Annotated in this window: 9 protein-coding genes; 7 read left to right on the top strand and 2 right to left on the bottom strand. The window is 73.3% G+C overall.

Annotated features, from left to right (window positions below; genetic code table 11):
• Positions 1–256 precede the first annotated feature (256 nt).
• Positions 257–1,876, top strand: coding sequence for a BACON domain-containing protein (locus ACWD4A_RS33955; RefSeq protein WP_451200063.1), 1,620 nt, complete (start codon positions 257–259; stop codon positions 1,874–1,876).
• Positions 1,877–1,947: 71 nt separating this feature from the next.
• On the opposite strand, the gene ACWD4A_RS33950 is transcribed toward ACWD4A_RS33955, so the two are convergent.
• A complete protein-coding gene (locus ACWD4A_RS33950; protein ID WP_451200065.1) occupies positions 1,948–2,727 on the bottom strand; it encodes a hypothetical protein in 780 nt (259 codons plus the stop codon).
• Positions 2,728–2,859: 132 nt separating this feature from the next.
• Here ACWD4A_RS33950 and ACWD4A_RS33945 point away from each other — a divergent pair, with 132 nt between their 5' ends.
• The 4 genes from ACWD4A_RS33945 (at position 2,860) to ilvD (ending at position 7,489) form a co-directional block, all read left to right on the top strand.
• Positions 2,860–3,807 (top strand): Ppx/GppA phosphatase family protein, encoded by a 948-nt coding sequence (locus ACWD4A_RS33945; RefSeq protein WP_451200060.1) that lies wholly within the window; start codon positions 2,860–2,862, stop codon positions 3,805–3,807.
• An 81-nt stretch (positions 3,808–3,888) separates the two neighbouring features.
• Positions 3,889–4,713 (top strand): sugar phosphate isomerase/epimerase family protein, encoded by an 825-nt coding sequence (locus tag ACWD4A_RS33940; protein WP_451200058.1) that lies wholly within the window; start codon positions 3,889–3,891, stop codon positions 4,711–4,713.
• The gene (locus ACWD4A_RS33935; protein WP_451200056.1) at positions 4,710–5,447 is read left to right on the top strand and encodes a TetR/AcrR family transcriptional regulator; all 738 of its coding nucleotides are present in this window, start codon (positions 4,710–4,712) and stop codon (positions 5,445–5,447) included. Before ACWD4A_RS33940 ends, ACWD4A_RS33935 begins: the two co-directional genes overlap by 4 nt.
• Before the next feature lie 191 nt (positions 5,448–5,638).
• On the top strand, positions 5,639–7,489 hold the full coding sequence (ilvD, locus tag ACWD4A_RS33930) for a dihydroxy-acid dehydratase (protein WP_451200054.1): 1,851 nt from the start codon (positions 5,639–5,641) through the stop codon (positions 7,487–7,489).
• Between the two features lie 44 nt (positions 7,490–7,533).
• On the opposite strand, the gene ACWD4A_RS33925 is transcribed toward ilvD, so the two are convergent.
• Positions 7,534–9,753, bottom strand: coding sequence for a serine/threonine-protein kinase (locus ACWD4A_RS33925; RefSeq protein ID WP_451200052.1), 2,220 nt, complete (start codon positions 9,751–9,753; stop codon positions 7,534–7,536).
• A 147-nt stretch (positions 9,754–9,900) separates the two neighbouring features.
• Here ACWD4A_RS33925 and ACWD4A_RS33920 point away from each other — a divergent pair, with 147 nt between their 5' ends.
• Both ACWD4A_RS33920 and ACWD4A_RS33915 read left to right on the top strand, forming a co-directional pair.
• Positions 9,901–10,251 carry an SH3 domain-containing protein gene (locus tag ACWD4A_RS33920; protein WP_451200049.1) on the top strand — a complete coding sequence of 117 codons (351 nt, stop codon included), beginning with the start codon at positions 9,901–9,903 and terminating at the stop codon, positions 10,249–10,251.
• A 33-nt stretch (positions 10,252–10,284) separates the two neighbouring features.
• Positions 10,285–10,767, top strand: a complete 483-nt coding sequence (locus ACWD4A_RS33915; RefSeq protein ID WP_451200047.1) for a hypothetical protein — start codon at positions 10,285–10,287, stop codon at positions 10,765–10,767.
• Positions 10,768–10,951 lie beyond the last annotated feature (184 nt).

The following is a 10,951-nucleotide window of genomic DNA, read 5'->3' as shown; positions in this document are numbered from 1 at the left end:
GGCCGAATTCCTTGTGCCGGGAGGCGATCTCGTCCGGTTCGTACTCGCCGAAGGCCGCAGGCCGCTCCCGCCGCTGGGGGTCCCCCCGGCCGAAGGCTGGGGGAGGCAACGGACCCGCACCCGGCACACGGCCCGCCCGGCGAGGGCTCGGCCGCACGGCCACGGCGTCCCCTTTTGAGCGAGAAGCTCACCCGAATGGGGTAATCCTGTGTCCGCAGCGGGGACGGGGCGCCGCTGTCGTCCTACCGTCGCCGGGATGATGAGCAGGAGGCCCGAGCCCCCGACGCACGCGCCCTGCGCGCACCGCGCGGTCCGCCCGGAACAGGAGACGCTCGTGCAGGGACCGCCCGCGCGGTACGAGCCGTACCTCGACGGGCTGTTCACCTACTGCCTGTCCGTGCTGTGCGAGCACGAGGCCGCGACCGCGGCGCTCGGCGAGGTCCTCGCGATCGCGGAGCGCCGTGGCGGCCGCGCCCCCGCCGGTGACGAGTCGCACCGTTCCTGGCTGTACGCCCTCGCTCGCTGGGCGTGCCTGCGCCGGCTCGCCGCACCGGGGAGCCACACCGCCCCCGGCGAGGCCGGCAGCACGTCCTCCATCGACGAGCGCCGCCGCGCGGAACTGGCGCGGCTCGCCTGGCCCGAGGCCGCCGGAACCACCGCCGAGCAGCGCGAGGCACTCGAACTCGCCGTGCGGCACGGCCTGTCCGCGCACGAGGTCGCGGCCGTGCTCCGGATGGAGTCCGACGCCGCGCGCACCCTGCTGTCCAGTGCCGCCTGCGAGGTCGAGCGCACCCGGACCGCGCTGGTCGTCGTGGAGTCGGGCCGCTGCCCGGTCGTCGCGGGGTTCGCGGGCGACACCCGGGTGCTGCTCGGCGCGGCCCTGCGGCGCGAGCTCGTCCGGCACGTCGACGACTGCGCTGACTGCCGTCGTACCGCCGAGCGGGCCATCGCGGGCGGCCCCTGGCCCGGCACCTCGGCGTCGTCGGCCGCGCTGCCCGTCGTCCGGGCCCCGCGTGCCGAGGCGCACGCCGCCATGCTGCGCGCCGTGGGCGCGTGCAAGCAGCGGGGGTCCGCCGCGCCGCAGGCCCCCCGCTTCGACCGGCGGGGATTCCCCGTGGAGCCGAAGGACCGTGCCGCGCGCCGCAGCCGCTTCCGCAGCCGGGCCGTCACGACGACGGTCGTCGCCACGGTCGTCGCGGCCCCCGTGCTCGCTCTGTGGGCCGCCTACCGGGGCGCGCCGGAGACGGGGGAGGGGCACGGTCCCACGTCCGTCTCCGCCGAGGAGGCCGGGCGGCACTCCGCCTATCCGTACGAGGGCGACGAGGACGGCGGCACGGCCCGCGAACAGGTGGGCCCGCGCGCGGCGCCGGGAGGCCCGCTGTCCGACGTCTCGGTCGCGGTGCTCGGGCCGGACGGCCGGCCCGTGCCGGTCGCCGAGGAGCCGCTCGGCGGGGTGCCGCCCTCGCCGGGAAGCAGCGCCGTACCGCTGCCGGACGCCCCGCGGGCGCCCGTGCCGGGCCCCGGGCGGCTCACGATCGCCGCGCAGCCGAGCGGTTCCGCCACGCTCATCACGCTCACGGCGAGCGGCGGGGACGCGGTCCCGTGGTCGATGACCACCAACGCGCCCTGGCTGCGGCTGAGCAGGACGGGCGGCGTGCTGTGGCCGGGGCAGTCCATCACCGTCGTCGTCGAGATCGACCGCGCGAGCGAGCCGACGGGCCACTGGAGCGCGCGGGTCGCCGTGGCGCCCGGGGGCTCGGTGGTCACGATCGAGGGCCAGGGCCCCGCCCCGAGGCCGACGCCCACCCCGCTCGGGCCGACCATGCCCCCCGCCACCCCGCCGCCGTCACCCCACGGCCCGACCCCGCCGGCCTGACCGGAGTTCCCGGCGGCGGGGGACGGCTGCAAGGGGAAGCCACAGGAGGACGGCTACAGGGGATTACGAGGTCAGTGCTTGTCGGCCGGGTGCGGAGCCATCGGCAGGAGCGACGCCATCCGCTCCTCGCAGAGCTCCACCAGCCGCGCGTACGCCTTCTTGCCCATGAGCTCCTTCAGCTCGGGCGCGTACGTCACGTAGACCGGGTCCCCTGCGCCGTGCGCGGACGTCGCCGACGTGCACCACCAGTGCAGGTCGTGGCCGCCGGGACCCCAGCCCCGGCGGTCGTACTCGCCGATCGAGACCTGGAGCACCCGCGTGTCGTCCGGCCGGTCGATCCAGTCGTACGTCCGGCGCACCGGCAGCTGCCAGCAGACGTCCGGCTTGGTCTCCAGCGGCTCGCGGCCCTCCTTGAGCGCCAGGATGTGCAGGGAACAGCCGGCGCCGCCCGCGAAGCCGGGCCGGTTCTGGAAGATGCAGGAGCCCTCCCAGCGGCGCGTCTGCCGGTCGCCGTCCTCGTCGACCTGGGTCCAGCCGGTGGCCGTGCCCACCTCGTGGAACTGCCACATCTCCGGGGTCAGCCGTGCCACATGGCCCGCGACGCGCTGCTCGTCGTCCTCGTCCGAGAAGTGCGCGCCCAGCGTGCAGCAGCCGTCGTCGGCGCGCCCGGCCTGGATGCCCTGGCAGCCGCTGCCGAAGATGCAGCTCCAGCGGGAGGTGAGCCAGGTCAGGTCACACCGGAAGACCTGCTCGTCGTCGACCGGATCGGGGAATTCGACCCAGGCGCGGGCAAAGTCGAGCCCGACCTCGTCGGAGACCCGAGCGGAGGGCTTGGAACGCTTGCCCGACACCTTCGCCTCGGCGTTCTCGGCGTTCCCGGCCGCCTTGTCCGCCTTTTCGAGGTGTTCGTCGCGCTTCGCCTTCTTCGTCTTTGCCACCCCTCAAGACTATGCGCCCCGGACAACAGCAGTAGCGTTCAGGCCATGAGACTCGGTGTCCTCGATGTGGGTTCGAATACGGTCCATCTGCTGGTGGTGGACGCGCATCCGGGCGCCCGTCCGCTGCCCGCCCACTCCCACAAGGCCGAACTGCGTCTCGCCGAGCTCATCGACGACGAGGGCGCGATCAGCGACGCCGGGATCGACCGCCTCGTCGCCGTCGTCCGGGACGCCCTCCAGGCCGCCGAGGACAAGGGAGTGGAGGACGTCCTGCCGTTCGCCACCTCCGCCGTCCGCGAGGCGTCCAACGCCGACGCCGTCCTCACCCGCGTGCAGAAGGAGACCGGCGTCACCCTGCCCGTCCTCACCGGCGACGAGGAAGGGCGGCTGACCTTCCTGGCGGCCCGCCGCTGGTTCGGCTGGTCGGCGGGCAGGCTCCTCGTCCTCGACATCGGCGGCGGCTCCCTGGAGATCGCCCTAGGGCTGGACGAGGACCCCGACGCGGCCGTCTCCCTGCCGCTCGGCGCGGGCCGGCTCACCACCGCCTGGCTGCCCGGCGACCTGCCCGACCCCACGGACGTACGGGCCCTGCGGCGGCACGTACGGGCCCAGATCGCCCGCATCGTCGGGGACTTCGCCCGGCACGGCCCGCCCGACCACACCGTCGCCACGTCCAAGACCTTCCGGCAGCTCGCCCGGATCGCGGGCGCGGCCCGCTCCACGGACGGGCTGTACGTGCAGCGCACGCTCACCCGGAAGGCACTGGAGGAGTGGGTGCCGCGGCTCGCCGGCATGACGTCCGCGCAGCGCGCGCAGCTGCCCGGGGTCTCGGAGGGGCGCGCCCCGCAGCTCGTCGCGGGGGCGCTCGTCGCCGAGGCGGCGATGGACCTCCTCGGGATCGACGAACTGGAGATCTGTCCCTGGGCGCTCCGCGAGGGCGTCATCCTGCGCAGGCTGGACCACCTGCCGACCCCGCAGCCGGTCCGTTCGTGACCGCCCGGCGGCGGCCTGTGACGGCGAGAAACCCCACCCGTGGCCCGGCCCCGCCGAACCGGCATGCGTACGCTGTCCCTCGTGACAGAGCCAGTGGTGCGCATCCCTGATGCGAAGGTCGCGCTGTCCACGGCCTCGGTCTATCCGGAGTCGACGGCGACGGCCTTCGAGATCGCCGCGCGCCTCGGCTACGACGGGGTCGAGGTCATGGTGTGGACCGATCCGGTCAGCCAGGACATCGAGGCGCTCCGCCGCCTGTCCGACTACCACCAGGTGCCCATTCTGGCCGTCCACGCGCCCTGCCTGCTGATCACCCAGCGCGTCTGGTCGACCGACCCCTGGGTGAAGCTCCAGCGGGCCCGTACGGCCGCCGAGAAGCTGGGCGCGACCACGGTGGTGGTGCACCCGCCGTTCCGCTGGCAGCGCGGCTACGCACGGGACTTCGTGCAGGGGATCTGGCGGATGGCCGACGAGACGGACGTCCGCTTCGCCGTCGAGAACATGTACCCCTGGCGCTACCGCGACCGCGAGATGCTCGCCTACGCGCCCGACTGGGACGTCACCAAGGACGACTACCGCCACTTCACGGTCGACCTCTCGCACACCGCCACCGCCCGCACGGACGCCATCCACATGATCGACCGGATGGGCGACCGGCTGGCGCACATCCACCTCGCCGACGGCAACGGCTCCGCCAAGGACGAGCACCTCGTCCCCGGCCGCGGCAAGCAGCCCTGCGCCGAGCTGCTGGAGCGGCTCGCGGCCACGGGATTCGACGGGCACGTGGTGATCGAGGTCAACACCCGCCGCGCCATGTCCTCCGCCGAGCGCGAGGCCGACCTCGCCGAGGCCCTGGCCTTCACCCGGCTGCACCTCGCCTCCCCGACGCGCGCGGCCCGGCCATGAGCGCCTCCCGGACGGGCGAGGGGACCCCCGGCGAACCCGGCTCCTCCGGCGGGCCCGGTGCTTCGGGCACACCTGGTGCTTCAGGCACACCCGGCGCCTCCGGGAAGCCCGGCGCGGGCGGGCGGCCCGCCGCCCCGAAGAAGCGCGGCAGGCCGGCCCGTACGGACCTCGGCGGCGGTCCCGGAGCCCGCGAACGCATCCTCGCCGCGGCCCGCGCCGAGTTCGCCGAGCGCGGCTACGACAAGGCGTCCATCCGGGCCATAGCCAGAGGCGCCGACGTGGACCCCGCCCTCGTCCACCACTACTTCGGGCCCAAGGAGAGCATCTTCGCCGCCGCCATCGAAGAGTCCTTCGCGCCCGTCCTGCAAGGGCCGGGCATCACCCTCCAGGGGGGTTTGGACACCGCGGGCGAACGAATGACGCGCTTTTTCCTCGGCATCTGGGAGAACCCCGTCACCCGCGAACCCCTGCTCGCTATCGTCCGCTCCGCGGTCGCCAACGAGACCGTCGCCGCGATCTTCCGGAACCTCGTCACCAGCCGCCTGATGGTCCCCATCGCCGCGGAGCTCGACGTGGCGGAACCCCGGCTGCGCGCCGAGCTCGCCGCCGCCCACCTCGTCGGCATCGCCATACTGCGCCATGTGATCAAGGTGGAGCCGCTGGCGTCGGCGGATCCCGAGCAGATCGTCGCCCAGGTGGCCCCCGTGGTGCAGCGGCACCTCGCGGGAGCCTGAGCCCGGCCCGGTCCCGACCCGGCCTGACCCCGGCCTGCGGGGACCCCGGGTGCGCATCTCACATCCCGGAGACACTGTCCGGATCTTGGATCACCGGCGTAGGCTCGGAAGACGCTGACGAGCGCCGACGCCCTTCCCGCGCGGCGCCGCTGACCGGCACAGCGCTGACGCACTTCGAGGAGTGGAGCAGGATGCCCGAGCTGAGGTCCCGCACCGTCACCCACGGCCGCAACATGGCGGGCGCCCGCGCCCTGATGCGCGCATCGGGCGTAGCGAGTGAGGACATCGGCAAGCCGATCATCGCGGTGGCCAACTCCTTCACCGAGTTCGTCCCCGGCCACACCCACCTCGCACCGGTCGGCCGGATCGTCTCCGAGGCGATCCTGGCGGCGGGCGCGGTGCCCCGCGAGTTCAACACCATCGCCGTCGACGACGGCATCGCGATGGGCCACGCGGGCATGCTCTACTCGCTGCCCTCCCGCGACCTCATCGCCGACTCCGTCGAGTACATGGTCGAGGCGCACTGCGCCGACGCGCTGATCTGCATCTCCAACTGCGACAAGATCACCCCGGGCATGCTGATGGCCGCCCTGCGCCTCAACATCCCCGTCGTCTTCGTCTCCGGCGGCCCGATGGAGGCCGGACAGGCCACCCTCGTCGACGGCACGGTCCGCAAGCTGGACCTGATCAACGCCATCGTGGACGCGGTCAACGAGAACGTCTCGGACGAGGACGTCCTCCGCATCGAGGAGAACGCCTGCCCCACCTGTGGCTCCTGTTCCGGCATGTTCACCGCCAACTCGATGAACTGCCTCACCGAGGCCATCGGCCTCTCCCTCCCGGGCAACGGCTCCACCCTCGCCACCCACACCGCGCGCCGGGCGCTCTACGAGAACGCGGCCCGCACGGTCGTCGAGATCACCAAGCGCTACTACGAGCAGGACGACGACTCGGTCCTGCCGCGCAACATCGCCACCCGCGCGGCCTTCGACAACGCCATGGCCCTCGACATCGCCATGGGCGGCTCGACCAACACGATCCTGCATCTGCTCGCCGCCGCCCAGGAGGCCGGGCTCGACTACGACCTCAAGGACATCGACGCGGTCTCGCGCCGGGTGCCCTGCCTGGCCAAGGTCGCGCCCAACGTCGCCCCCGGCGGCACGTACTACATGGAGGACGTGCACCGCGCCGGCGGCATCCCCGCGATCCTCGGCGAGCTCTACCGCGGGGGCCTCCTCAACGAGGACGTGCACACCGTCCACTCGCCCTCCATCAAGGACTGGCTGGGGACCTGGGACGTGCGCGGCGGCTCCCCGTCCGCCGAGGCCGTCGAGCTCTGGCACGCCGCCCCCGGCTGCGTCCGCTCCGCCACGGCCTTCTCGCAGTCCGAGCGCTGGGAGACCCTCGACACGGACGCGGCGGGCGGCTGCATCCGCGACGTGGCGCACGCGTACTCCAAGGACGGCGGACTGGCCGTCCTCAAGGGCAACCTGGCCGTCGACGGCTGCGTCGTGAAGACGGCCGGCGTCGACGAGTCGATCTGGACGTTCGAGGGCCCCGCCGTCGTCTGCGAGTCGCAGGACGAGGCCGTCGACAAGATCCTCCGCAAGGAGATCAAGGAGGGCGACGTCGTCGTCATCCGCTACGAGGGCCCCAGGGGCGGCCCCGGCATGCAGGAGATGCTCTACCCGACCTCCTTCCTGAAGGGCCGCGGCCTCGGCAAGGCCTGCGCCCTCGTCACCGACGGCCGCTTCTCCGGCGGCACTTCGGGTCTCTCCATCGGCCACGCCTCGCCCGAGGCAGCCTCCGGCGGCACCATCGCCCTGGTCCACGATGGCGACCGCATCCGCATCGACATCCCCGGGCGCTCCATCGAACTCCTCGTCCCCGACGAGGAACTGGCGGCCCGCCGGGAGGCGCTCGGCGGCACGTACGCGCCGGGGAACCGCGACCGCAAGGTGTCGGCGGCCCTGCGCGCGTACGCGGCCATGGCGACGAGCGCGGACAAGGGAGCGGTCCGCGACGTGAGCCGCCTGGGCTGAACCCGTGGTGAGAGGTAAGGGGCGTCGGCCATGGGCCGCGCTCCTTACTTCCACCCCGCCGGATTGTGGTCGCTCACCGCGAAGACCGTGCCGTCCGGCGCCGCCCCGAACACCTTCCCGTCCGCCGCGACCGGCGCGGGCAGCAGATCCAGATACCCCCGCCCGGCCCGCGTCAGCCGCGGCGACGTCTGCCCGAGCAGGGCACCCCGCACCGTGTCGACGGCCAGCAGCCGCCCGTCCGCCGCGGAGAAGTACAGCCGGCCCTCGGTGGGCACCAGCGCCGAGGCGTTGGCCACCGACGTGTCCAGCCGCCACAGCTGACCGCCCGCACCGCCCGGCCCGGTCCCGACCGCCGTCAGGCCGCCGTCCGAGGACAACAGATAGACCGTGTCACCGCGCGCGGCGGCACTCGTCACGCTCAACGGCGTACTCATCGGCACCCGCTGCTCGCGCTGCTCCGCCGGGTCGTAGCGGACCACGGCGGACACCCGGTCGTGCGAGTCGACGGCCGTCAGGTACAGCGCGTCCCGCGGTCCCACCCCGACGGCGGTCAGATCGCCGTCCAGCGTCCGCTGCCACAGCGTCGTGCCGCGCAGCGGGTCGAGCGCGAGCATCTGGGTACGGTGCTGCCCGCCGCCCGCCGGGGAGACCGCGTACACCGGCGCCCCCGCGTCACGTCCGGCCACCACCCGGGAGTCGGCATAGGACGAGAAGACCGGCTTGGGCTGCCCCGGCAGCTTGTGGCTCCAGCGCTCCTTCCCCGAAGCGCCGTCCACTGCCGTCACCGTGCCGTCCACGGCGACCAGCAGCAGCGTGTCACCCGCGTGGTAGACCCGGCCCCCGTACGCCGACACGTCCCGTGACCAGCGCGGCTCCCCCTTCGCCGGGTCCAGCGCGGACAGCCGGTCGCCGTCCGGCGTTATGACGTGCACCAGTCCGCCCGAGACCACGGGCGCGGGCGGCGCCCCCGGCTCCGTGGCCGCGGGCCGCGCGGTGTCGGTCGCTATCCGCCAGACGACGTTCCCGTTCGCGGGGTCGATGCGCGCCGCCTGCACCCCGGGAGCGGAGCAGTAGAGCGCCTCCTCCCCGTACGTGCAGAACCCGGCCCGCACCCTGCCGTCCCCCGCCGCGTCCACCGGAACCGACGTCTCCCACGGCTCCCAGTCGGCACTCGTCGCGGAGGGCCGGTGCAACGGCCCGTCCAGTACGTCGGTCCGGCTCAGCGTCCAGAAGCCGCCCGCGCCCACCACCGCGGCGGCCACGGTGGCGGCGACGACCCACCGGCCGCGGCGGCGACGCGGCCTGCCGGGCGCCGCCGGCTCCTGCACCTCCGGCTGCTCCGGCTCCTCCGGCGGCGGGGAAACCCGTACATGCGTGGGGACGAGGTCGCGCGCCGCCCCGTCGTCCCCGGACCCGCGCCGGGCCGGCAGCCCGGCGTCCGCCAGGCGCGGCAGCCGGGACATGATCAGGTCCGGCGTCGGCCGGTCGGCGGGCTCCTTCGACAGGCAGGCGCGGATCAGCGGCACGAGATCGGCGGGCACACCGTCGAGGTCCGGCTCGTTGTGCACCACCTGGTACGCCACGATGTACGGACTGTCCGACTCGAACGGACCGCGGCCCGTCGCCGCGTGCACCAGCAGCGAGGCCAAGGCGAACACATCCGCCGCGGGCCCCACCTCGCGCGGCCGCTGGAACTGCTCGGGAGCCATGAAAGGCGGCGTACCGATCAATTTCCCGGTCTCGGTACGCAGCTCACTGTCGTACGGGCGGGAAATACCGAAGTCGATGACCTTGGGGCCGTCCTCGGCGAGCAGGACATTGCTCGGCTTGAGATCGCGGTGCACCACTCCCGCACGGTGAATATCGCGCAGCGCCTCCGCCAGCCCGGCCGCCAGCCGCCGTACCTCGTCGGGCGCCAGCGGCCCGTTCCGCTTGACGCGCTCGGAGAGCGTGGGACCGGGAATGTAGAGAGTGGCCATCCAGGGCCGCCCGGCATCCGGGTCGGCGTCCACGACCGGCGCCGTGAATGCCCCGCTCACCCGCCGCGCGGCCGCGACCTCCTGCCGGAACCGGGCCCTGAACTCGGGATCCACCGCATACTCGGCGTGCACCACCTTGACCGCGAGCCGCAGCCCGGACGGGGAGCGCGCGAGGTGGACCACACCCATGCCGCCGGAGCCGAGACGCCCTTCCAGCCGGTAACGACCGGCAAACCCCGGATCCTCCGCTTCCGGGCCCGTCCCGGTCGTGCGCAGCGGCGGCATTCCCCCACCCCCGTGTGTATTCGGCCGCGTACGGCGGCTTCCGGAGCCTAATCGATGGCACGGGAGAAACCCGGGAGGCGTGCCGGGCCTTGCTAGCCTGCGCATGTCATTGAGCTAACGGCTCATCACCGCGCGGGGGAGGCCCACATGGCTGACGGCGAGAACACCGAAACCACCGAGAACACCGAGTTCGACGAGGGCAGTACAGGGGACAACGGGTTGTCGTCCGTGTCGGTGCGGAGCGCGAGCGCCGTCTACTTCCCGGTCGCCCCGGGCTACCAGGTCAACGTCCGCCGCGGCCCGAACACCGGCAGCCAGGTCGTCCGTGTCCTCCCCGAGGACGCCTCGGTGCAGATCCGCTGCCAGACCCGCGGCGAGACGGTCTCCGGCCCGTACGGCACGACCGACATCTGGGACAGCATCGCGCCGGGCCAGTATGTGTCGGACGCCTACGTCAAGACCGGCAGCAGCGACTTCGTGGCCGTCCGCTGCTCCTGAGGCCCCGCACCGGGCGGTGGCGATAATCGGCGTATGAGCGATGAGCACCAGCTGCCGACCGGCCCGCAGCCCGAACCGATCCGGTTCTTCGGTACGACGTGGGTCGACCACAGCGGCGGTTACCCGCTGCGCCGTGCCGGCGCGGGCCTCGGCGCACTCGCCGCGGCGGCGGCGGGCGCCGTAGTACTGCGCTTCGGCTACGAGGGCCTGACCATCGCCAAGGTCGGCGGTCTGGTCAACGCTCTGGTGGTCGCCGCCTTCGCCATCTGCAGTGCGATCGCCTTCCGCCGCACCTGGGAGGGCTTCGGCCGCCGCCCGGACCCCGCGGCGGACCCGGCGGCCGAACGCTCGATGCAGAGCATGCTCCTGATCGGCTTCATCGGCTCGCTCCTCGCGTACGCGCTCCGCACGGTGCGGGAGGCCCCGGGCGAGGGCCTGCGGCGCACGGAGTACGAAGCGGCGCTGCGGCGCCACGAGCGCCGCGGCACGGGCCGTAAGGGCGGCAAGAAGCGCTAGCGGCCGTGGTGCAGACCATCCCCCGGACTCGTGTAGAGTTCCCCGAGTTGCCCGGCGTCCGCAAGGACAGGTGGCGACAACTCACTACCGTATGGCTCCCTGAACGGGATGGATTTCGGCTTGCCGGAATTCGGTTCGGACTCCGATTAGGAGTCGCCGGGGAAATCCGCTAAAGTAGTGATCA

Source organism: Streptomyces sp. NPDC002537 (genome assembly GCF_053594975.1).
This window is presented reverse-complemented; position numbering and strand designations above follow the sequence as displayed.